Raw genomic sequence first — 23,920 nt, forward strand, 5'->3', positions numbered from 1 at the left:
AGATACAGAGGAGTGGAAGTATGAATAATATGCGTCTAAAAAGCAGTCTGGATCGGGAAAGTCTGGATGACCGTCTGCAGTATGAACCGGAGATTATCGAATTTTTCCTGAGCGTGGATGATCTGGAGCAGAGCGATCTGATTCGCTCGCGGATTCGTGAACTACGGGAGCGCGGTATTCGTGTCTATCTGCATCATCCGACCCGATATAACGGCAAATTCCTGGATATTCTGAGCCCGGACCCGGATCGCTATCGATATTATCAGGAATCAACGGAACGTCTGGTAGCCATCTGCCAGGAGGAAGGTGCCAAATGCGTAATTCATGCCAATTACGTCAAAAGCGAGAACCCCGAAATTACGCGGGAGCGCACCCTGCTGATGAAAGCAGAGATCGAGAAGATACTGGTCTATGGACGGGATGTGCTACTGTGGGAAGATTCGACCGACGGGCTGTTCTGTTATGCCAACCCTTATTTGATTGATGAAGTAATCATTCCACTGCAGCTGCCGGTTAACGTCGATGTCAGCCATACCTTTATCAGCTTCCGCGGAGATAACGAACGTCTGCGCGACGTGTTGGAACGGACAGCGCCCTATGCGCAGTATTATCATCTGGTGGACAGTATGGGAGAATATCATGACTCACTGCCGCTTGGTCAGGGCAAAATTGATTGGCAGATGGTCAAGAAGCTGGTGAACGGCAAGGACTATATTTTCGAAATCAATCTGAATGGCGGACATATCGACTGTACGCCGATGGTAGAAAGTGCGCGTTATTTTGATACCCTCTGAACCCCTATATCATCCTATAAGGCATCACTATAAAACAAGCAGACTTCCGGTCACAGGAGGTCTGCTTTTTGTTTGCTTCATTTGCTATATTTTATTGCTCATGCATTTTTCGCCATTTTGTCACTAATGTGAAATATTCATAGCTTCTGTAGACACCAATTCGGTTACTATACCAATAAAGGGACACGCTTGATACAGCATGACCGATCAGAGCCAGCGGGCCTTTTCTATTTTACAGGAGGTGCAGATTTTTTGGGCTTTGAGATTGTGGTGTTGATTGTACTGATTCTGATCAATGCGTTTTTTGCGGCATCGGAGATTGCACTGATTACGGTAAATGATAACAAGATTCGCATTATGGCCGAGAATGGTAATAAAAAAGCAGCCATTATTCACAAGCTGACTTCGGAGCCGAGCGGCTTTCTCGCTACGATCCAGATCGGGATTACGCTCGCGGGCTTTCTGGCGAGTGCATTTGCTGCAGATACGTTTGCGACAGTGTTGGTAGATTATCTGGTCGCTCGCGGCATCGAGATTCCGCGTAATGTGCTGTCTACCGCTTCGGTGATTGTGATTACACTGGTGTTGTCCTACTTTACCCTGGTATTCGGTGAGCTGGTCCCCAAGCGGCTGGCTATGAAAAAGGCGGAATCGATCGCCATGTTGGCTGCCAGTCCGCTGCATGTATTGTCCAAAGTGGTAGCACCCTTTGTCAAACTGTTGACGTTCTCAACCAATATGACTGTGCGGCTGTTTGGTGTCGATCCGAATGCAGAAGATGAGGAGGCGTCCGAGGAAGAAATCCGGATGATGATTGATACCGGGCTGGAGCGCGGGACGATTCAGGCGAATGAGCGCATCATTATCAATAATGTATTTGAACTGGATAACAAGGACGCTGCCGATGTGATGACGCCAAGGACCGATGTGGCTGCAATTCCGGTAGATATTAGCCGGGACGATGCGATTGCACTGGCAACTGCGGAAAAGTATACCCGTTATCCGGTATATGAAGGTCATATCGATAATGTGATCGGTATGCTGCACGTCAAGGATATGATCGGTTATCTCGTTCATGACGGCGCCCGGTCGTGGGATGTACGTGCATTTATGCGACCACCTTATTTTGTATCCGAGCATCAGCGCGGAGACACCCTGCTGGAAGAGATGCAGCAGAACCGTATACACATGGCAATCGTAGTGGATGAGTATGGCGGTACCGCCGGTATTGTGACGATTGAGGATCTGATCGAAGAGGTGATCGGCAACATCTATGATGAGTATGATATGGATGAGACTGATTATGAGCAGATTGACGAGAGCACTTATATTTTCCCGGGATCGGCACGTCTGGATGAAGTGCGCAGAGTCGTTCCTGCCGAACTGCCGCTGGAGGATTACGATACGCTGAGCGGATTCGTGATCGGAACGCTTGGACGGATACCGACTCGGAGTGAGAAGCCGGAGTTTGAATATGAGCATTTTCGCTACAAGGTCGAGGAAGTCGGCAGGCAGCGGATCAACAGGGTACGTGTGCAGCGGTTACCGACTTCTTCTTTGAAATAATTTCCAGAGCAGCAATTGAAAAAGGCAGCCATCCTCTTAAAAGATGGCTGCCTTTTATTAAAATAACACCTTACATATTTAGAATTCGCCAAGAATGGCGATTTATTCTGCTAATTTATCAGCTGCAACAAGAAGCGTAAAGGATTATTTGCCTGGATTTCGATTCGAACTCGTTTATTTATGACCCTTGAGTACACCGCGCGCCGCCCGCTGACCGGAGATAACCGCACCTTCCATGGTGGCCAGCAGCGGTTGCTTGGTATAATCTCCGGCGAGGAACAGGCCGGGTACCGGAGTTACCTGCTGCGGACGATGTTTCTCATTGCCGGCAGATAACCGGTAAAAGTTCTCTTTGCCACGGATGATGCGATATTGGGTCATCGTATCCACATTGGGCAGATCCACTGCATGCAGCGAGTTACGGGTCAATTCCCATACTTCTTCATCCGGCAGGTCGATCAGTTTGTCGGGATCGACGAGGATAATCGATGCTCGTCCTGTGGGACGCTGGAACGTCGTACGTGACTGCTCGCTGAACGATCCCAGCTGGGTCCCCGGTCCAAAGTTCGTATGATCCGCTCCGGCAAGCTTCTCGGTAGCTTCGAACTGGGCGGTAACATAAGGCATGATCTCCAGTGCCAGGAAGTTCCGGCACCACTCCTGCTCGCTGAAATGCTCACCGACCAGCATCTGCGAGCGGCGCACATTGGTCGCAACTACGACCTGTTCGGCTTCCATGCGAGTACCGTCTTCCAACTGAACACCGGTCACGGCGCCTTCCTCTACAAGCAATTGAGCAACCGGCTTGCCTGTCATGACCTGCCCACCACGCTCCTCAATCGCCCGGCTAAGCGGTTCGGTCATCACCTCGGTCATACCGCCCTTGAATGCACCAATACGAATGAGATGCGGACGAGGAATTGCCGGAGCGAACAGTCCAAAGAACGCATAGGTTGAATATTGTTCAATCGGCAGGAAGAAAATGCCGGAGGATAACGGCTCGATCAGACGCTCCAGCGCTTTGTCGGTTACACCGTGCTTTTTGGCATATTCTTTGACCGGTATCTCATCCAGCTCTTCCGGATTCGCCAGATAATCCTTGAATCCTGCCGCAAAGAAAGGAGCGAGCGAAGCCTTGTCGAGTGGAGACAGCAGATCATTGTTGCCCAGAGCACCGGCCAGTGTTTTGAGCGGAGCCTTCAGCAGATCCAGACCGAAGGTGCCTTCTGCCTCCGGATGACGGATATTGGTTGTTGTCTCCCAGTGCACAATCTCGTCCAGCACGATCCCTGCGCGTTCCAGCAGTTCCGGCAGCGCAACGTAATAGCCGATGAATTTGTGGAAGCCGGATTCGACGCCCATGCCGTGCTCATTCCAGTTGGCTGTCCGTCCACCAATATAGGGAGCAGCCTCCAGTACGATGACTTTTTTGCCCTGATCCGCGAGCTCGAATGCACAGCTCAGTCCGGCCAGTCCCGATCCAATAATAATAGTTGGTTTATCTGATGTTGGTTGGTCTGATGTTTCCTGATTGGTATGTAGCACGATCATTCACCCACCTTGGTTGTGTTTAGTATGTTATTAACCAGAATCAGACATTTGATTGCCCGAAGAGATGGAATGAAGTGCTGTATAGACGAAGTTCACGTGAATAGACAAAAAGACCTGCATCTGGATGCAGGCTTTTCGTAGAGGATTAATGGTGGGAAAAGAAGCCGTATTTCTCCTGACACAGCTGCCGCTGCCGGATTATTTGGAAAAGGAACTCATCTCGTTCGCCAGATTGCGCAGATGATAGACGATATAATCCTGATCCATCCAGTAATATACTTCCTGTCCGCTCTTCTCATATTGTACGATTCCGGCATCTTTCAAAATACGAAGATGATGCGAGATAGCCGGACGGCTGATTTTGAAATTGGAGGAAATCTCTCCTACATTCATTCTGCCTTTCTTACCGAGAAGAGACAGAATCTGCAATCTCATCGGGTCACTCAGACCATTCAGAAATCGCGTCGTTTTCCCCATATTATTGGCATCCAAGTAAGATTGGTTCATTGAAAATCTCCCGTTAGTAGTTAAATTTGGCCCAGCTTGCTCTGCAGCCAGTGAATAGATCAACAAGCTCGCATACTGTAAAGTTACTGTGGAATATAGCATAGTGATATAGGTGAGTCAACCAGGCATAAATGCGGCTAACAGTGAGATTGTACGCGTAAATTGTGTTATTGCAGAATATCCTGCAGGGTTCTCTCCAGCCTACCATAGCGGAACATATAGCCTTCCTTGATCAGTCGGTTGGGAACCACCCAGCGGCTCTTGAGCACCAGTTCGGTCTCGGTCCCAATCATTCGGGCGCCGAGTTCCAGCATCCAGCGCGGTGCAGGAAGTCCTATCTTGCGTCCCATGGCTTGCCGCAGAGCAGCCATCAGCTCGTGATTGGTAACTGACGATGGAGACGAGCAGTTGAATACACCATCCAGCTGGGTATGCTCCTGAAGAAACAGAATGATATGAAACAGATCATCCACATGGATCCAGCTAAAACGCTGGTTGCCGTCGCCCTGTTTGCCTCCAAGACCATAGCGGACCAGATTCTGATACGGTGTCATTACGCCGCCGCCCGGACCCAGTACAATAGCAATCCGCAGAGCAATCTGCCGGGTATGAGGCAGCTCGAATTCAAAAAAGGCCTGTTCCCAGGCTTTGGCAACTTCCACAGAGAAACCGGTACCTATCTCGCCTGTCGATTCCGTCATCGGATGATCTTCCGAATGGCGATAGATTGTCGCGGTGCTCGAGTTAAACCAGAGAGCAGGCGGTGATTGGCAAGAGAGGATAGCGTTTCCAAGAATGCGTGTCGTCTCCAGCCTGGAATTCATAATTTCCCGCTTGTTACGTTCCGTATAACGACAGTTGACCGATTTGCCAGCCAGATTAATGACCATTTCGGCACCTTCCAGTGCCTGTACAATGTCAGACTGCTGATTCCAGGGCACATGACCGGACTGCCTGGAAATAATAACAACCTCATAACCCATTTTGCGGAATTCGGCTTCAAAATATTGACCAATAAATCCGGTGCCGCCAGCAAGCACAATTTTTCCAGACATAGCATCAACCCATTTCGTGGAATATAGTGAATTCAACCAGTTACTCGCAGATCCAACCGGTATAATTATTTCAAAATTAAAATAAAAGCGAATAAACAGAACTGTTGTTCACTATATTAATAAACCACGCAGGCAGGCTACGAAAGGTGATTCGTAAAATAAAGCAGGTTTGGATCACTATTCAGGTTACTTTACAGTATGAAAATAAAGGATCAAGAAAGTATTCCGCTGCAAATGATACGGAATACAGAAAGATCAATCGGATTGTTCATCGTTCCCGATCCGGCTATGTAGTTACTTTTTTATTCTAGATGTACCATATTATTCTATATCTATAAGCAAGCTTTGTCATGCACTTAGCGATGTATTTCCGAATAGACGAAGATAGAGAGCACAATAGTGTAGACGAATGGTGCAGCATAAGGCGCAGCAAAACCCCCTTTCTTCATGAAGAAGGGGGTTCTGTCTGCATATAGCCTGGATCGAGGAGGTTGCAAGCTTGAATGATAGGCTGCGTTTAATCAGGCATCTGGTTTGGTTCACGCTTCATCCGTTCACGGTTACCACCATCTACATCCTTACCGCTCAGCATCGGCTGGTGCAGACTGCCTGAAGTAGAGCCGGCGGGTGGAGCGCTCTGGATTACTTTTTGCAGATATTTGGCATTAAGGCTTTCGGTCAGACCAGGCATCAGATTGCTGGAAATGGTAGTTCCTTTGGTCTTGACACCTACTTCGACATTCTCCTGAGGATGGTCGAGCAGATCGATAATGGCGTCGATGACATTTTGCGGATCATCCATCGGCTTCATCTCGGCACGGTGACCGGTATAATTGCCACTATGTTCGAACCATGGCGTATCGGTCGCCCATGGATGAACAGTACAGACATGAATATCCTTTTGGTCTTCCAGCTGCATCTCCTGATACAGCGCGGCGCTGAGTCCGGCGACAGCAAACTTGGTTGCTCCATAAGCAGTGTAATACGGGAAAGGTACCTTGCTAACAATCGAACCCAGATTGATCAGCGTTCCATGTCCCTGCTGCTTGAACTGACGCAGTGCATAGTGGCTGCCGTACATTGTTCCGAGCACATTGGTCTCGACGAGACGGGTCAGATCCGAGGTGGGAATCTCGGTGTACGGACCGATCGCGCCTACACCGGCATTATTGATCCATACATCAATTTTGCCAAAAGCGGACATCGCCGCATCGAACAAACGGGCAATCTCTTCTTCACGGCCGACATCGGTTGTGACGGCGATAGCATTGGGACCGATCTCGGCTGCCATTTGTTCAATCAGCTCGGTACGGCGGGCGGCGAGAACCACATTGGCTCCTTCAGCAGCGAGCTGCTGGGCGACCCCTTTACCAATACCACTGGATGCACCGGTGATTACGACAGTTAACTGGTCATGCGGAATTGTGCTGGCCATACGTATTCCTCCTGTTCGGGATAAAATAGAATATAAAGCCCTATCCGGAGTCATAGCTTTGCAGCAGCAGATTGGATAGGGGGAGATATGCAGATCAGAATATCTACAAATGCCAACTTTCATTCGACAATCGCTTATGCGATCATATCGTTACGATTTATCGGTATCTGTCCGTGAATGTCCATGACCGTCTCCATGCACACTGCTTCCTTCAAATACGGGATCATACAGGCTGCCTGAAGTGAACCCTGCCGGCGGCGCGTCATAGATCAGATTCTGGACGAATTGGCCGCTGATGTTCTCAGTCATCCGAGGCAGCAGGTGGCTGGATAAGGCAGTGCCTCGTACCTTGAAACCGACTTCAATACTTTCTTGCGGGTGGTCGATCAGCCTGTACATGGCATCGATAATATCGTCCGGATCATCCAGCGGCTTCATATCAATCTCGTGACCGCTGTAATTGGCGGCATGATCGGTCCAAGGCGTATTCATTACCCATGGATGTATGGCGCAGACATGAATATCCTTTCGTCCTTCCAGCTTCATCTCCTGATTCAGTGCATAGCTGAGACCGGAGACGGCAGATTTGCTGCCGCTGTAAGCTGCCAGGTAAGGAAAAGCAACCTTGCTGGCAAAGGAAGATACATTAATCAGCGTCCCGTATCCCTGTTGCTTGAACTGGCGTAGCGCATAGTGACTGCCATACATATTGCCAAGCAGATTGATCCGGGTCATTTGTGCTAGCGCATCTAATGGTGATTCGGTAAATGGACCGATTGCAATAGCTCCGGCATTGTTGACCCATACATCGATCCGGCCTAGTTCGGACATTGCTGTCTCGAATACGGCAGCAATACCTTCTTCCCGGCTGACATCGGCGGTGACAGCAATCATTTGGGGAGCATACTGCCGCTCCATTTCCTTGAGTAGATGGGTACGACGGGCGGCAATAACAACGCTGGCACCTTCGGCAGCAAGCCGCTCGGCAAGTCCACGTCCGGTACCACTGGAAGCTCCGGTGATGACAACATTTAACTGATCATGCGGTAGATGTGATGACATGATGTTCCCTCCAGAATAAATCTGACCTCTGTGAATTCCCTTTTATTTCCTTATTCCGATGTAATACACATACCCGTTGGTACAGGCATTTACTCGTTATTTGAGCAATTCATTCGATAATTATGACAAGCTGCCAAGCTGGCAGAAATGAGAGTACCGTGCATTTTGGTAGAGAAGAAGATAATTATTATGGAGAGGAGCAGCCTTGACAGGTGCATCGATGCTGTGTAGAGTAAAAGGCAATCAAACAGACTTCTGTCACACCCTGTTCCGGTATATTATGCAGGAATAGGGAGACAGCAGGCTTATATTGTGAAAGACCACTAGGGGAGCCATTTACTGGCTGAGACGAGATTGCCTCGGACCCTTGGAACCTGATCTAGTTCGTACTAGCGTAGGAAAGTGGAGACCGAGCAGGGCTAATTATGCCATTATTCTGCCGCTCCATTTGGAGCGGCTTTTTTGCGTGGATATGCAGCCGTCAGCGACTGTGATCCGGCGGCAGAGATACATATGAAGCCTGTGAGCATCCATTTTCCTCAGGGAGGTTCTTTCCGAATACTTCAGACAAGGGAGAGATAATAGTATGAGTTTTTCAGCAGAGATTAGACAGGCGGCCGATCCGGTATTTGAGGCCATTTATAACCATCCGTTTGTACAGGGGATTGCCAGAGGAGATCTGAAACCGGAACAGCTGGTTCATTATGTAAAGCAGGATTTTGAATATCTGAATGCCTTTATGCGGATCTATGGAACAGCGATCTCCAAATGCAGCAGCCGCGAGGATATGGACATGTTCAATCAGCAGATTTCCTTTGTACTGAACAGCGAAGTCCATCCGCATAATAACTTCTGTCATGTCGCCGGTGTGCCATATGAGCAGCTGCAGGGTTATCCGGTAGCACCATCTGCACACAACTATATCCGCCATATGCTGACCGCTGCGCAGGAAGGTGATTTGGGCGATATTCTCGCCGTACTGCTGCCATGTCCGTGGACGTACTGGGAAATTGGCAAGCGGCTGATGGAAGATGTAAAACCGGATGTATCCCATCCGTTCTATGACTGGATCGATTTCTATGGCAACCGTACCGATACGATTACGAGCCGGTTCTGCACAAGACTGGATGAGATTGCTGCGGCATCGACGCCGGCGCATCGGGAACGGATGAAGCAGCATTTTATCCTCAGCTGCCAGTTTGAATATATGTTCTGGGATATGGCTTATACGCTGGAAGATTGGCCGGTACAGCTGGAGGTAACCTCCGTATGAACTGGAAAATGAAAGAGGTTGTACTGACCGTTATTCTCGCGGTTGCCTGCGGCGTCCTGTATCTGGGCTGGTCAACGCTGTGGATTCCGATCTCGGCACTGGTCGGGCCGGTAGGCGCCGGATTTATGTTTGGGATCTGGATTATTGCCAGTCCCATCGTTGCATACATTATTCGCAAGCCTGGCGCAGCGCTGATCGCCGAAGTCGCCGCCGCAGCGGTCGAGATGCTGACAGGCAGCCATTTTGGACTGTCTGCCCTGCTGGTTGGTGTATTTCAGGGATTGGGAGCAGAGATTGCTTTTGCGATCTTTGGCTACAAACGATATAACGTGTTCACATTGATGCTATCCGGAGCACTGGCAGCTGTCGGCAGTATTGCCTACAATCTGGTAGCGAATGGCCTCGGCTATTATACAACCCAGATGTTCTTCCTGACGCTGGGTATTCACGTGATCAGCGGCATCGTGCTGGGCGGATTGCTGGCCAAGGTCATCGTCGAAGCATTGGCCCGTACCGGTGTACTGAATCCATATGAAATTATGAAATCACGCCGTAAACAGGGTAAATCGCATGCAATGGCATCTCGGGTGTAGGAACCTGTCGGTAGGCTTCGACCATCAGGAGGAGACCGTGCAAGTACTGGATCAGATCACCGTATCGATCCGGCGCGGGGAGAAGGTACTCATCCTCGGACCAAGCGGCAGTGGCAAATCCACGCTGCTGTCCGTCCTCTCGGGTATTATCCCGGATCACGTAGAAGCCGAAGTGACCGGAGAAATCGACCGTCAGGAAGCCTGCGGCGTCATGTTCCAAGACCCGGATTCCCAGTTCTGTATGCTGCATGTGGATGAAGAGATTGCGTTTAGCCTGGAGAATCGGCAGGTACCACGAGCAGAGATGGACAGTATCATTCAGCAGATGATGAGTATGGTCGGCCTGCATATCGCGCCGCATACGCCAATCGACACGCTATCCGGCGGCATGAAGCAGCGTCTTGCGCTCGCCTGTCTACTGGCGCTGGAGCCGGATGTATTATTCTTCGACGAACCGACTGCCCAGCTCGACCCGGTCAGCCGCAGGGATGTATTTCGGCTGCTGCAGGATATTGCTGCTACAAGCAATCAGACCATGGTGTTTGTTGAGCATGTACTGGATGGCTGTATTGAATGGATGGACCGCGTGATTCTGCTGGATCATCGGGGACGCGTGATTGCAGATGGAGAGCCGGCACATATCGTCACTGCCTATCGTCAGCAGATGGAAGAGGCAGGTATCTGGCTGCCCCGGCTGTTTCCCTACAGCTGGTCGGATATCGTGGCAGACCCGTCGCATCCACTGGCTGCCGAGCTGCACCGGGAATACCGGGAACAGATGGAACGGGATCGGTCATTCACGCAATCCTCTGTCCGTGTACAGACCGACCGACTTACAATTGGTTACCGCAAGCGTCCGGTCATGCAGGATATGAATCTGAGCCTCTACGCGGGCGAATGGGTCGCTATCGCCGGGCAAAATGGCAGCGGCAAAAGCACACTGCTCAAAAGTCTTCTGCGTCTGGAACCCGCATTGTCCGGGCGCATTCTACTGCAGGACAAAGAGCTGCGTAAATGGACGGATCGTGATCTGTATGCCGAAGCCGGATTTGTTTTTCAGAATCCGGAACTGCAGTTTGTGACCGATACAGTCTACGACGAGATTGCTTTTGGCGGCAGACAGCGGGGGTGGTCCGAATCGGAAGTGGAAGCCAAGACGGTACAGTTGCTGCGTGAATTCGGGCTGGAGCAGCACCGTGAACAGCATCCGTTTACCCTTAGTCTGGGACAGAAGCGCCGCCTCAGTGTGGCGACTATGCTGCTGTTCGATCAGAAGCTGCTGTTGCTGGATGAGCCGACGTTTGGACAGGATGCCAAGACATCGGCAGAGTTGCTGCGCCGCCTGCAACAAAGGCAGCAGCAGGGAACGACGATCATTATGGTGACTCACGATATGGAACTGGTGGATCAATATGCGGATCGGATTATTCTGCTGCAGCGCGGAGAGGTGGCTTACAATGGTCCTCCTTATCAGCTGTTCAGTAACGAGAGTATGCTGCAGGACAGCTCGATTATTGCTCCGCTGCCCTACCAACTGATCCATCAGCGAAAGGAGCGGAATGTGATATGAACAGTAACGGTTCCTGGCTCGCTGGTGTGAATCCATCCTGCAAGCTGCTCGCCCATCTATGCGTCATGTTCATGTTGATGGCTGTCTCCGATCCGGTCATTACACTGTGCCTCTGGCTGCTCGCTGTCGTGACAGGCATTGTACTTGGAGGCTGGCGGCTCGGGTATCTACTGAAGCGGCTGCTGCCGTATACGTTGTTTTTTGTACTGATCTTCTGGATGCTGGCTGCCTTTGGTAAAGGTGAACATGTCATCTGGCAGTGGGCCTGGTTCCGTATTACCGAGGAGAGTCTGAATAATGGACTGACGATCGGACTGCGGATGCTGGGGTTCGTCACGTATGGACTGCTATTCACCTCGACGACCGATCTGACCGCACTTATGATGAGCCTGATCCATCAGCTGCGTTTGTCTCCCAAATGGGCGTATGGCATGCTGGCAGGGTTTCGCTTTATCCCTTTGTTCCAGAGTGAACTGCAGCAGATGAAAGCCGCCCACAAGATCCGTGGCTACAAGCAAAAGAACAGCTGGAAAGCCTTTGCCCGCTATGCACTGCCGCTGTTTACCCAGGGAATTCGCAAGTCCGAGCGCATCGCGGTGGCGATGGAGGCAAGAGGATTCACTGGAACGCGGGATCGGACGTATTATTTGACGCCGGTGATGGCGGGGAAAGACTGGCTGTATGCCGCAGGATTGCTGATTGTCGCTGGAGGTATGATCTGGATGCTGGGATTTATGTGATCATTCTTTATAGATAATAAAGCCAACAGAGAAGAAAGCTATTCTTTCTCTGTTGGCTTTATTTATTGTACAGGTATAGTGATTTCCAGCTTGGGAATGTATTTCACTTGGATATCTTATATTTCCATCGCTTAAGATTTCTTTTTTATTTGGAAAAGTTACGCCAGGAACAGGAGAAAAGCTTATAACATTATCTTGTTCACTAACCGAGGTAGTGTTAGCAATTTTCTGGGTGTCGTCTTCTCGTTTCAGGCTATTTTTTAGACTTTGATTTTATTCCAAAAAAAGGAATTTGATCTTTTGACGTGAATACTTAATGGTAGTGTAGTTCCAACAAGTATCTATATACATATGAGGTGAAAAGGATGCTGCTTTACTATTGAGTTGGACTCTTCTTGTGCGCAATACATGATAAGGAGAGATACTATTGAAGTATGTAACAGATAGCAAAGAAATTCAGGCGCATATGCTAAAAGGTTTTTTTGTCGACTGGCTGAGCCATCCGAATGAGGAGACACATCTGAAGCTGCTGGAGAATAGCTACCGGATCGTACTGGCAATAGATGAGCAGATTCAGCAGGTAGTGGGCTTTATTACTGCGATCAGCGACGGAGTACTATCCGCTTATATCCCGCTGCTGGAAGTACTGCCTGAATATCAGAACCAAGGGATCGGTAGCGAGCTGATCCGCCGGATGATGGCGGAACTGGACGGTATTTATATGATCGATTTAATGTGCGATCAGGAGCTGCAGCCCTATTACAGAAAGCAGGGAATGCAACCTGCCTCAGGTATGATCCATCGCAATTATGCGGCGCAGACAGGGACAGTGAGTTAATAATTACGTAAGGACTATAGACCAGAATACCAAAAGCCAGCCTCTTGAAATAAGAAAGAGAGCTGGCTTTTTTGGTATTCTGGTCTATATCATCTGATGATCAAAGCGTATTACTGCTTTAGACAAGGAATGACTAATGTTCCCTGTTTGCTTAATATCGGGCAATCTTTATTATTCGCTGCGCAGGGAGCTAGCTTTCCATTATCTTTTGCTGCGCTTCCAGGGCCCATTCGCACAGCATAGTCAAAAGTGAAGGTAAATCCTTTGCGATCCATTCCAGTGGTGAATCGTCGTACCCATCGTGATAAAGTCGGTACACTACGCCACCTGGCTGCAGTACCAGCAGATCGCCATCACCGAAACTACCGATGGGCAGCAATTCTATTTTCGGTGGGAGTGCCTGTTGTTTGCGATATTCGGCGATTAAGTCCATACCACGAGGATAGGCCCATTCCAGTTCGTTTAGTCCATAGATTTCTGGCTCCATAAAGCGCAGCGAGCCGAAATGTTCCAGCAGCTGGCGATACTCTTCAGGAAAAATCATTTTGTGCTGCTGCTGGAAGGCTGCCAATTTTTCTCGGGACTCAGGTATGATTCCAGAATCACTGCAGGCCGTATAGGCTTTGTTCAATAAATAATCCAGTTCATTGGTATACATAAATAATTATTCCTCCCCTTTCATCGCATTCTGCCGGATTGCTGCAAACGTTCGTCCTGTCGGTGGAATCGCCGATGATAGATCGCAATCGGTAAAATCAACGTATTTGCCCAGCTGTGCCTTGGAGAAATCGACGTTCCTCATCGGATTTGGTCTGGCATTCGGGTATAGGTCGCTCTCGTACCGTCCGCGAAATCTCACATCATCCAGCTTCCCTGTAAACCGGCAGTTCTCGAAAAAGCTGGCGTTCAGATCGGCGCCATTCCAGCGGCACTGCTCAAACAGGCAGCCGACGAATTCGGGATTATAAAAAGAAGCCTGTCCGAATTTGCATCGCTCGAATATACAGTTTCGGTAGGCACCGCTCTGGGCGCCAATCGTGGAGGATTCGAACTTTACTTTTCTAAAGGTACAATCAATAAAATCGCATCCGTAAAAGCGGGCATCGTCCAGGATCGTACGATCGAATAGACAATTCTCGAAGACAACATTCGTGAAAATGGGATGGTTCAGATGGGTCCGGGTGAAATTAATTTGCTGAAGCGAACAATCTTTGACTTCCGACTTCATGGGCCATTGGAGATTGGATTGATCCTGATTCAGAGCGAAGGCCTCCTTTGGATACAGCCTTGTTTTGTTACAGATTAAACGTATCCGGAGCCGGTTTCAAGACGAGAACATATCAAAAAAACCTTCTGTCCACCGAGCGATAGTTCGCTGCTGGACAGAAGGTCTGTGATTATTCCAATATTTGAGATGATAGCCAGAACAATCATCCTATCCATGATCGAAATGGACGAAGAGCGGCTATGGCTATCTTTTTGTATAAAGTCGTAAGTGGCTTACCCATAGATCGCTATCTTATATAGTTGCATCTACTGTCTATGCTTTGCTTCGCAGCTGACGCAGCAGTAGCGGGTAGAAAACAATCCCGCTCGCGATCATCAGCACGCCGAACCAGAACGTTCTCCAGTCGGCGGTACCCGCATAGATCACCCATACCGAATAGATGGTTGCCAGTACAGCGATCAATCCATCCCCGTAGCGACGTTCACCTGCACGGTATCCATCCCCGGTAATGACCAGACGCAGCTGATACAATGCCGAGATCAGATAAGGCACCAGATACGCCAGCGTCGCAATCGCGATAATAAAGTCAAAGGCCTGCGAAATCGACCCGGAGATCGTGGAGAAGATCAGCAGCTGTCCAAGCGCATTGGAGATCCAGAGGGACAGCTTGGGCATTCCCTTACTGTTCACACTACGGAAAGGGCGGAGGAACACGCCCTGCTTGGCAGCTTCATACGGCACTTCGGCACTGAGCAGTACCCAGCCGATAGTGGAACCGATCAGGCTCACGAGTCCCAGTGCAGCGAGCAGATAGCCCCCGATCGGACCCAGCACAGCCGTCATTGCGTCAACCAGTGGATTCTGCGAGTGGATTAGCTTCTCACCCGGCAGCAGTCCCATGGTCAGAATACTGATTCCCACGTACAGCACGAGTGCCATCAACAGACCGACGATTGTCGCGCGCTTCACATCCTGCTTGCGACGGGCACGGGCAGCGAATACCATCGCCGACTCGACCCCGATAAAGGCCCATAGTGTAACGACCGCTGCGCTGTTCACCTGTGACAGCAGTCCCATGGTCTGACCGTCTTCAGTGACATGCGGTGCAGCGAAGGGGCCAATATTCGCTTCCTGAAAAGCGAACAGGGCGATAATAATAAACAGCATAAAGCCGATTACCTTGGTCGCCGTAGCGATCAGGTTCATTTTACCGGCACCTTCGATCCCGCGCAGTGCCAGGGCATGAGTCGCCCACAGCAGCAGCGAGCAGACGATAAAGTTCAGCGCATTGCCTGTCTTGATATCCAGCGTTCCGATGCTGAACCAGACTGCGCTGCTTTTCATGGCCGGGATAAAGGTAGACAGATAGCTGGAGAATGTCGTAATGACCGCGACGAATCCGGCCACATTACCGACCCAGTAGCCCCAGGAGGACATGAATCCCGACAATACCGACAATACCGGATTGTTGGGGAACAGCTCTTTGGCATAAATTTGCGGTCCGCCGTTTAGTTCCGGCTTGCGCAGTGCCAGATTACCGAAGACGAGTGCCAGCATCAGTACGCCGAATCCGGTTATTGCCCAGGCCAGCACCGAGCCTGCCGGGCTGGATACTTCCGCCAGCGAACGGGGAAGCATGAATATTCCGGAACCGACCATATTGCCCACGACGAGGGCGGTCAGAATCCAGAAGCCAACTTTATTGTTACTCACAGTGAAGACTCCTTCCATTGACAGAACGTATAGAGAGCTTGCTGGATGACCATTAATCAGACATACAGCAGGCTGCATCATTAGGATGTGATGATTCAGCGTCAGTTCATGAATCTGCTCCATAAGTAGAGGCGGATTTTAGCGATAGCTGACGTTTACAGTCATATAAATATCATGACAGTATCCTACTATACACTTTTCTCTGGTAAAGCGAAAGAGTGAATTTTGGCAACGGTAAATGCAAATTTATCAAATTTGCTGTAATAACTGTGTATTTTCTATTGTTTTCACGTGTGAATTTTGGGACAATAGGAGGCATGAGCAGTATGGGTCTGGCTGACAGTTGGCTGGGCCTGTACTGCATTTTATAGTGTACAGGATGTGTGAATGAAGCTTCAGCTTCAACAGAAGACAAGCTGGGGATAGAATCACACTGGCATATAACGTAGTCGCATATACAATTTGACCGGATCAGGTATATACCATCGGTTCTCCATAGGCACAGAATGACAGAACAGGGTATAGGAAAAGAGGGTAACCAATGAATAAACCATCCATATATGGATTTACTTTAGAACAATTGGGCACATGGCTGGAAGAACATGGACACAAGCGCTCGCGTGCGCTGCAGGTATGGAACTATCTGTATCGCCAGCGGGTGACGACATTTGAAGAAATGACCGATGTGCGTCCGGAATGCCGTACGCTGCTGGAAGAGAATTTTGCGATTCAGACTTTGGAAGAATTCGTCAAGCAAGAGTCGGCAGATGGCACCGTGAAGTTCCTGCTCCGTCTGCAGGACGGCAATCTGATCGAGACAGTATTGATGCGCCAGAAATACGGCCAGTCGGTCTGCGTAACGACCCAGGTTGGCTGTAATATTGGCTGCAGCTTCTGCGCCAGCGGTCTGATCAAGAAGAGCCGTGATCTGACTGCCGGCGAGATCGTCGAGCAGATCATGAAAGTACAGTTCCATCTGGATGCTGCCGGACAGGATCAGCTGGTGACGCATATCGTCGTAATGGGCATCGGCGAGCCATTCGATAACTTTGATAACATGGTAGACTTTATTAATATTGTCAAAGACCAAAAAGGTCTCGTGATCGCACCAAAACGTATTACCGTCTCTACAAGCGGTCTGCCGGACAAAATCCGTGAATTCGCCGATAGCGATCTGCTGGTGAATCTGGCGTTGTCCCTGCATGCACCGAACAATGAACTGCGTACACGCATTATGAAAATCAACCGTGCCTATCCGCTGGAGCAACTGATGGATGCTGTCGATTACTATCTGGAGAAGAGCAATCGCCGGATCATGATGGAGTATATTCTGCTGCAGGGTGTGAATGACCAGAAGGAACAGGCTCAGGAACTGGCTGAACTGCTGGCTGACAAGAAGCAGGTAACCAGTGTCAATCTGATCCCTTACAACCCGGTTGATGAACACAGCCAGTACCAGCGCAGCAAACAGGAGGACATCCTGGCCTTCTACGATATTCTTAAAAAGAATGGCATTAACTGTACCATCCGTATGGAGCATGGTACGGATATCGACGCAGCCTGTGGACAGCTGCGAAGCAAGCAGATCCGCAAAGACTCCCAATCCCGCAAAACCGAGTCTGCACGAGGCGAAGCCGTTACAGGATAATAACAGATTGTTGAACTGATTTTATTTCGTTATAAGCAAGCTGCCGGATGATCTCCGGCGGCTTTTTTTGTGTTCTTTTTTAGAAGAAAGGCAGTAGAATATCCTTCTTTTCAGGATAGTACAAATGGACTTGAGTTATCTTTTTAAAATTTTTGCGTATTTTCACATAAAACAGTAAAAAAGTTCTATACGAAGCGGTCTTTTTATGTCAAAATAAGTCGAATATATAAAAATGAATGATTACTGACAGATAATGTAGTGCTAAATAACTAAATTATTCACCGATAAGGAGGAATATATGCAGAAGCATTCGCGGCACTTCAAACGGCGACTCTGGTACATCCTGCTCGCTGCTGTCATAGTGATTGCTGCCGTCTGGGTTGCTGTCTGCAGCCTGATGAAAACAAAAGATTCTTCAACAGCGGTCTTTATGCAGTCGTATATGACCAATAGCAATGGTACGGTCGCTTCCTATCTCAAGGATAAGCCTTCCACCGATCCCAATATCGTAGCGGGCCGGGAAGCATTGTCCGAATCGCTTGGATTATCCATGCAGTATGCGCTGCTCAGCGATGATTCCAAAGCGATGCAACAGCAGGTGCAGCTACTGCAGACCCATTTCCTGTCGCCGCAGCATTATATCCGGTGGAAGCTGGATGCGAGCGGTCATGCACAGGTAAGCACGAATGCGCTGGGGGACGATCTGAGAATTGTGGGAGCGTTGCTGGAAGCGTATGAACGCTGGGGGCAGGAATCTGATTTGACGATTGCCCGTCAGATTACGGATACGCTATGGGCGCAGGACCAGAAGCAGGACTATCTGGTCGATTATCATGATTTTGTACACAACACCTCATCTGATCTGCTCAGCCTGACGTATGTGGATATCGCTACTTTTCAGCGGATGAAGCAGTATGGGCTGATGACCGATGAGCAGTATCGCCGGTACAGTGATCTGCTGCAGCATATGCCGAATGACGGCACCTTTTATCCCCGGACGTACGATGTGAACAGCAGTGAGTACGGCTATGACGATACGATCAATCTGATCGATCAACTGATCCTCGGTATCCATCTGACCGAATCGGGACAGCCACCGCAGCAGCTGGTTGCCTTTATGAAAAAGGAGTTCGCCCAGCAGCATCGACTCTATGGACGTTATGACCGATCGACTCATCGGGCTGCAGTAGATTATGAAGCGCCATCAGTATACGGACTGGCTATCCAGCTTGCCATTAAGATGAATGATATAGACTGGGCGAATCAGCTGTACGAGCGCATGATCCAGTTCCGGACAGCGGACGGCCTTTATAAGGGCGGATATGTATCGGATGGCGATACTCATGCATTCGATAATTTAATGGCGCTACTGGCAGAGACAGAGCTTTAGAAGGCTCAATAAGAACAGAAAAAGGACGGAAACACATGAACAACCGAATCCCTATCCGGCGTACAATGATTGGCTATACTCTGTTGATTGCTTTGGCTGTGGTCCAGCAGCTGCTGGTGTTCTGGGATGTATATGCCCAGCAGCATTATGGATTATTGGAACTGGGTATCACGATTGGCTCTCTGGCAGCATTGCTGTTGGGCTTCTGGCTACCGCGCGGTATTGCAGTGGTGATGATCTTTATATTTTTGGTGAGCTATTTTGTGTGGCTGGTTACCTTTGCTCCGGTCAAAGGGCTTACCTTTCTGGAATTGTTCCTGATTCCGGGTAGCACGCTGGTGGCGTTGATAATCAAATACAGTCTGATCGATACCCGCAGACTGGTGGAGCGGCTGGAGGAACTGGCAGAGATTACCCCGCAGGTGGATATTGATACAACGCTCGGCAACAAAGTGGCATTGACCGAAGCACTGGTCAAGCATTCCAATCTGGCGAAACGCTACCATGAACATTACAGCTTTTGCGTAGCGATGTTCAAAATCGAATTTCTGCCGCTTGTGCAGGAATCGGTAGGTTCTGCAGGGTATGCACGTCTGCTATTGACCCTGTCGGATACGATCCAGAAGCAGATCCGCTTTGAAGATTACAAGTTCGCTATCGACAATGGACGATTTATTATTCTGTGTCCGATGACCAATAAAGATTATTTGCAGCCGCTCACCCGGCGCATTCGGGATGCGATGATGGATGTGCATTTCCCGGACAAGCGGGGGCAGGAGCTGCAGCTGGTCGTACGTGCAGGTGCACTGGTGTTCCAGCCGGAGCAGTTTGAGAAATACGAAGATATTGACGATGTTATTGCTGCATTGGAGCGTAATACCGAGACGGATCTGATCGGAGAGTATATCTAAACCGAATCGTGATGCGGAACATGCTGGCTAGACTGTAAGTAAATATTAAATTCTCCTTTTCAGAAGGGACATGTGAATGATGGAATATACACATTGGTTTATACCTTTATGTGTAGGCGTCAGTATTTTCTTTGTGATCGCTATCGGATTTTTGACCTTTGCTACGTTATCGTTTCGAAACCAGGTATATCGTAAATATGATCGTGGACGGTGGCAAAAAAAGTGAATGATTTCATGCTGCTATTTTCAATTTTTAGTATCTGGGTTGCTGTCGCTGAAGCTATTATCATTATGATCGGTGCAATCCGTTTTTTATCGAGACAAAATAAACAAACGATTCATATACCTGAAAACATGGATCATTATCCTACCGTTACCGTCATGGTTCCGGCTCATAATGAAGAGTTGGTCATTGTAGCGACTGCGGAACGAATATTACAGTTGAATTATCCGGTAGATAAGCTGCAAATTATTATAGTAGCCGATAATTGCACGGATTCCACTGCTGCCAGGTTATATGAACTAAAAGAAAAGAAAGAGTATCAGGGTCGTGACTTTCAGATTATTGAGCGTAAAGGAAGCGGCGGCAAATCCGGTGCACTGAATGAAGCACTAAAGGATACCGTTGGAGAATGGGTATGTATATTCGATGCGGATGCTGCTCCCGAGCGGAATTCCTTGCTGTTTCTTGTACAAAAAGCTCTTGAAAATCCCAAAGAGTACGGGGCTGTATTTGGAAGAAATAAGGCGCGTAATCGCGGGCAAAACTTTCTCTCCCGATGTATCAATCTGGAGCTGATTACTGCGCAAAGAGTCTATCATACAGGATTGTGGGAACTGTTTAAGCTGGGAACCATTCCCGGAACCAACTTTATTGTGAGAACGGATTTGATGAAGGATATCGGTGGATGGGATGTAGAGGCCATCACGGAAGACACCGCTGTTTCCTTTGAGATCCTTACCCGCGGCTGGTTGATTGCACTGGCTCCTCAAGCCGAAGCGTACCAGCAGGAACCTGAAGATCTGGATATTTATATCAAGCAGCGTCAACGGTGGGCGAAAGGGAACTACCGGGTCATTATTGATAATATTCATCATTTATTCAGACCTACCAGTTGGAGAATCAAATTATTTATACTGTATTATGCAGCCAGTTATTTCTGGTTTATGCTGGCTATTATTGTATCTGACATTATCTTTGTCATTAATCTGGTATATCTGATCATCTCCATGTTCAATCCAAGTGTCGTCTCGCCGTTCCAGTTTGCGGGGGATGTATATATCTATCTGGTTATTTCCTGGGCGCTGATGTATTACATTTATGTACTGCAGATCAATCTGGCGCTGTCATCGGATATCGGGCAGAGCAATACGCGCAATTTTGTACTGTCCTGTGTGTCGTATTTCACCTATGCACAGCTGTTCCTGCTGATCTCGGTCAAGGCATTCTATTCGCTGTTGGTCGATATCTTCACCGGCCGCAAGACCAGCTGGTACAAAACAAAGCGTTTCGGTTAAAGGCAAAATTACTATTTTCACCGGTTATATCATAGTCGCAGTTACTTTATTTTGCTGCAACAAGCCAAAAGGCGCTTTCTCCCGAGAACTACAGGAGAAAGCGCCTTTTGTATACACAGGATCAGACCAACGAATCGGCTTCCCTGTCTATTGAAATGATTATCCATCGGCAATTCATCCATACGGTGGATTAACGAATGCCTTTCATGTAGCTCTGGATTTTCGGTGCGAACAGATACAGGATAATACTCAGCAGAATCGACACACCGCCGATTACACCAAAGTAGATCATCTCTGTCTCTTCGCTGTAGAAGTTGGTCAATAGGGCGTTGATCGCCTGAGCTGCCGCATTGGACAGGAACCACAGGCTCATCGTTTGTGCAGAGAATGCTGCTGGCGCGAGCTTGGTCGTTGCCGACAATCCAACCGGCGACAGGCACAGCTCTCCGATTACGACGAGGAAATAGCTGAGTACCAGCCACAGCGGACTGACCAGTGCATTCTCGCCGCCAAAGTATGCTGGCAGCAGAATAACCAGGAATGATAGTCCTGCGAACAGGATACCGATTGAGAACTTGCGTGGGATGATCGGCTGACGATCTCCCATTTTGGTCCAGAGCCACGCGAATACCGGTGCCAGAATAATAATGAACAGCGGATTCAGGGACTGGAACCAGGCCGGCGAAACGTTAATACCGAGGAAGTGCAGCTGTGTGCGCTGATCGGCAAACCGGGCCAAAATAGTCGATCCTTGTTCCTGTATCGACCAGAACATCACCGAAGCGATGAACAGCGGGATATAAGCAAGCAGACGGGAGCGCTCCACATCTGTTGTTTTATCGCTGCGATACATAACCGTAAAGTAGCAGATTGGGATGAGTATACCCAGACAGGCAACCACGAGTACAAAGGACTTCAGTGTCAGCCAGCCCATCCATACAGCAATGATGCCTACAATTGCAATGACAGCTACACCGATACCGATGCGAGTCAGTGCTCTTTTCTTTTCGCCGCCAGTCAGCGGGTTTGGCACATTTGTTCCTGCCAGACCAAGACTCTTTTTACGGGTAAACATGAATACCAACAGACCGAAGAACATACCGACTGCAGCCAGGCCAAAGCCCAGATGGAAGTTGTACTCCGTACCGATCGTACCTACCGTCAGCGGTGCTACGAATCCACCGAGGTTGACCCCCATGTAGTAGATACTGAATCCGCTATCACGACGTGCGTCCTTCTCGCTGTACAGCTCACCGACGAGAGTGGAAGCATTGGGCTTGAGCAGTCCTGTACCGAGGACGATTAATGCCATGGAGACGAACAACATTCCGGCTCCGCCCGGAATCGCCAGTACGATATGACCAAGCATAATGAAGATACCGCCATAAAATACAGCCCGCGACGTACCAAATACCCGGTCGGCGAGCCAGCCGCCAATAATACCGGACATGTAGACAAGCGAGCCATAGATGGACATGATGGCTGTTGCGGTATTCTGATCCATAGCCAGACCACCGCGAGTTACTTCGTAGTACATGTAGTAGATCAGAATTGCTCTCATTCCGTAATAAGAGAAACGTTCCCAGAACTCAGTGAAGAATAGTGTGAACAGTCCGCGGGGATGACCGAAGAATCCGCGCTGCGGTACACTTTCTACAATCTTTTCCTTGGTGATATCGGACACAGATGAACCTCCTTGATGACTTAATCTAAAAATAGGCAGTTGACCGAGTGTAGTCAGCTGCCAGGGGTTTCCACATACTGAAGCTTGTCTGTCGAAATTACTTACACACTGTGATATACACTCGAACCATTAGAATACAATACCTGTACAGGTTCATCAATAACAAAAGTTAACAAAAAGCCGCAGAATTACGTTAACAACTGTACAAATGAAGGTGAAATAAATAAAGAAGGAAGATCTCTACCGCAGATTTGCAACAATGCAAGGAAAATCGCAGCAGATGAGGTATAATAGAAATTAAGGAGTTGAGAGTAGATGGCAAATGAGAACGAAGAAGTAATCCTGACCCCAGATGGTCTGGCGAAGCTGGAAGAAGAACTCAGAGAACTGAAAGGTCCTCGCCGCCAGGAACTGGCTGCCCGCTTGAAAACAGCGATTAGCTATGGCGATTTGAAAGAGAACAGTGAATACCATTCTGCCAAGGAAGATCAGGCATTTATGGAGACACGCATCCTGACATTGGAGCGTATGCTGCGCAATTCCCGTGTAATCAGTGCGGAGAATCTGGACGTATCCAAAGTAACCCTGGGTTCGATTGCAGTACTGAAGGATATCGAATTTGACGAAGTGCTGGAGTATCAGCTGGTAGGACCGGCTGAAGCGGATCTGGCCAATAACAAACTGTCCTACGAAAGCCCGCTTGGTAAAGCATTGATGGGCCATCAGGCAGGAGACAAAATTACGTTTGAAGCTCCAATGGGAACTTTCCATTACGAACTGCTGGAGATCAAGAGCGCCGGTTAAGTGCATAACAGGTATCCGGCTATTGGCTTCATTGGCAGAT

Annotated in this window: 21 protein-coding genes and 1 riboswitch; of the genes, 12 read left to right on the plus strand and 9 right to left on the minus strand. The window is 48.9% G+C overall.

Annotated elements, in window-relative coordinates; translation table 11 throughout:
- Positions 1-20: 20 nt before the first annotated feature.
- Both H065_RS0112405 and H065_RS0112410 read left to right on the plus strand, forming a co-directional pair.
- Entirely contained in the window at positions 21-794 is a 774-nt protein-coding gene (locus H065_RS0112405) for a TIM barrel protein (RefSeq protein WP_017813390.1), read from the plus strand.
- Between the two features lie 252 nt (positions 795-1,046).
- Positions 1,047-2,360 (plus strand): hemolysin family protein, encoded by a 1,314-nt coding sequence (locus H065_RS0112410; RefSeq protein ID WP_017813391.1) that lies wholly within the window; start codon positions 1,047-1,049, stop codon positions 2,358-2,360.
- A gap of 174 nt (positions 2,361-2,534) precedes the next feature.
- Here the strand turns inward: H065_RS0112410 and H065_RS0112415 are convergent, their stop codons facing one another.
- The 5 genes from H065_RS0112415 to H065_RS0112435 all read right to left on the minus strand — a co-directional run bounded on the left by H065_RS0112415 (position 2,535) and on the right by H065_RS0112435 (position 7,970).
- Complete coding sequence (locus H065_RS0112415; RefSeq protein WP_017813392.1) at positions 2,535-3,911, minus strand: hydroxysqualene dehydroxylase; 1,377 nt, start codon at positions 3,909-3,911, stop codon at positions 2,535-2,537.
- 198 nt (positions 3,912-4,109) lie between these two features.
- The gene (locus H065_RS0112420) at positions 4,110-4,418 is read right to left on the minus strand and encodes an ArsR/SmtB family transcription factor (RefSeq protein WP_017813393.1); all 309 of its coding nucleotides are present in this window, start codon (positions 4,416-4,418) and stop codon (positions 4,110-4,112) included.
- A 167-nt stretch (positions 4,419-4,585) separates the two neighbouring features.
- Positions 4,586-5,473: a TIGR01777 family oxidoreductase gene (locus H065_RS0112425; RefSeq protein ID WP_017813394.1), complete on the minus strand. Its 888-nt coding sequence runs from the start codon at positions 5,471-5,473 to the stop codon at positions 4,586-4,588.
- A 517-nt stretch (positions 5,474-5,990) separates the two neighbouring features.
- Positions 5,991-6,908: an SDR family NAD(P)-dependent oxidoreductase gene (locus tag H065_RS0112430; protein ID WP_017813395.1), complete on the minus strand. Its 918-nt coding sequence runs from the start codon at positions 6,906-6,908 to the stop codon at positions 5,991-5,993.
- Positions 6,909-7,058: 150 nt separating this feature from the next.
- On the minus strand, positions 7,059-7,970 hold the full coding sequence (locus tag H065_RS0112435; RefSeq protein WP_017813396.1) for an SDR family NAD(P)-dependent oxidoreductase: 912 nt from the start codon (positions 7,968-7,970) through the stop codon (positions 7,059-7,061).
- A gap of 315 nt (positions 7,971-8,285) precedes the next feature.
- A riboswitch (TPP riboswitch) is annotated at positions 8,286-8,388 on the plus strand.
- Between the two features lie 168 nt (positions 8,389-8,556).
- Between H065_RS0112435 and tenA the strand changes: the two genes are divergently transcribed.
- The 5 genes from tenA (at position 8,557) to H065_RS0112460 (ending at position 12,984) form a co-directional block, all read left to right on the plus strand.
- Positions 8,557-9,243, plus strand: a complete 687-nt coding sequence (gene tenA / locus H065_RS0112440) for a thiaminase II (RefSeq protein ID WP_017813397.1) — start codon at positions 8,557-8,559, stop codon at positions 9,241-9,243.
- Complete coding sequence (locus H065_RS0112445; RefSeq protein WP_017813398.1) at positions 9,240-9,836, plus strand: ECF transporter S component; 597 nt, start codon at positions 9,240-9,242, stop codon at positions 9,834-9,836. Before tenA ends, H065_RS0112445 begins: the two co-directional genes overlap by 4 nt.
- Complete coding sequence (locus H065_RS0112450) at positions 9,814-11,406, plus strand: ABC transporter ATP-binding protein (RefSeq protein ID WP_026136200.1); 1,593 nt, start codon at positions 9,814-9,816, stop codon at positions 11,404-11,406. Before H065_RS0112445 ends, H065_RS0112450 begins: the two co-directional genes overlap by 23 nt.
- Positions 11,403-12,146: an energy-coupling factor transporter transmembrane component T family protein gene (locus H065_RS0112455; protein WP_017813400.1), complete on the plus strand. Its 744-nt coding sequence runs from the start codon at positions 11,403-11,405 to the stop codon at positions 12,144-12,146. Before H065_RS0112450 ends, H065_RS0112455 begins: the two co-directional genes overlap by 4 nt.
- A gap of 427 nt (positions 12,147-12,573) precedes the next feature.
- On the plus strand, positions 12,574-12,984 hold the full coding sequence (locus H065_RS0112460) for a GNAT family N-acetyltransferase (protein WP_017813401.1): 411 nt from the start codon (positions 12,574-12,576) through the stop codon (positions 12,982-12,984).
- 190 nt (positions 12,985-13,174) lie between these two features.
- Here H065_RS0112460 and H065_RS25875 read toward each other — a convergent pair whose 3' ends face one another.
- The 3 genes from H065_RS25875 to H065_RS0112475 all read right to left on the minus strand — a co-directional run bounded on the left by H065_RS25875 (position 13,175) and on the right by H065_RS0112475 (position 15,925).
- Complete coding sequence (locus H065_RS25875; RefSeq protein ID WP_017813402.1) at positions 13,175-13,642, minus strand: SMI1/KNR4 family protein; 468 nt, start codon at positions 13,640-13,642, stop codon at positions 13,175-13,177.
- Positions 13,643-13,648: 6 nt separating this feature from the next.
- Positions 13,649-14,212 carry a pentapeptide repeat-containing protein gene (locus tag H065_RS0112470; protein ID WP_017813403.1) on the minus strand — a complete coding sequence of 188 codons (564 nt, stop codon included), beginning with the start codon at positions 14,210-14,212 and terminating at the stop codon, positions 13,649-13,651.
- A gap of 312 nt (positions 14,213-14,524) precedes the next feature.
- A complete protein-coding gene (locus H065_RS0112475) occupies positions 14,525-15,925 on the minus strand; it encodes an amino acid permease (protein WP_017813404.1) in 1,401 nt (466 codons plus the stop codon).
- A gap of 541 nt (positions 15,926-16,466) precedes the next feature.
- Between H065_RS0112475 and rlmN the strand changes: the two genes are divergently transcribed.
- The 4 genes from rlmN (at position 16,467) to H065_RS0112495 (ending at position 21,392) form a co-directional block, all read left to right on the plus strand.
- Positions 16,467-17,573, plus strand: coding sequence for a dual-specificity RNA methyltransferase RlmN (gene rlmN, locus H065_RS0112480; RefSeq protein WP_017813405.1), 1,107 nt, complete (start codon positions 16,467-16,469; stop codon positions 17,571-17,573).
- 298 nt (positions 17,574-17,871) lie between these two features.
- A complete protein-coding gene (locus tag H065_RS0112485; RefSeq protein WP_017813406.1) occupies positions 17,872-18,963 on the plus strand; it encodes a hypothetical protein in 1,092 nt (363 codons plus the stop codon).
- 35 nt (positions 18,964-18,998) lie between these two features.
- Positions 18,999-19,874, plus strand: a complete 876-nt coding sequence (locus H065_RS0112490) for a GGDEF domain-containing protein (protein ID WP_017813407.1) — start codon at positions 18,999-19,001, stop codon at positions 19,872-19,874.
- A 222-nt stretch (positions 19,875-20,096) separates the two neighbouring features.
- Positions 20,097-21,392, plus strand: coding sequence for a glycosyltransferase family 2 protein (locus H065_RS0112495; RefSeq protein ID WP_017813408.1), 1,296 nt, complete (start codon positions 20,097-20,099; stop codon positions 21,390-21,392).
- A 190-nt stretch (positions 21,393-21,582) separates the two neighbouring features.
- Here H065_RS0112495 and H065_RS0112505 read toward each other — a convergent pair whose 3' ends face one another.
- Positions 21,583-23,076, minus strand: coding sequence for a peptide MFS transporter (locus H065_RS0112505; RefSeq protein ID WP_017813409.1), 1,494 nt, complete (start codon positions 23,074-23,076; stop codon positions 21,583-21,585).
- 315 nt (positions 23,077-23,391) lie between these two features.
- On the opposite strand from H065_RS0112505, the gene greA reads away from it, so the two are divergent.
- The gene (greA, locus tag H065_RS0112510) at positions 23,392-23,880 is read left to right on the plus strand and encodes a transcription elongation factor GreA (RefSeq protein WP_017813410.1); all 489 of its coding nucleotides are present in this window, start codon (positions 23,392-23,394) and stop codon (positions 23,878-23,880) included.
- Positions 23,881-23,920: the final 40 nt, after the last annotated feature.

The sequence above is a fragment of the Paenibacillus shenyangensis genome (assembly GCF_000346635.1).
In the GTDB taxonomy this organism is placed as follows: Bacteria; Bacillota; Bacilli; order Paenibacillales; family Paenibacillaceae; genus Saccharibacillus; species Saccharibacillus dauci.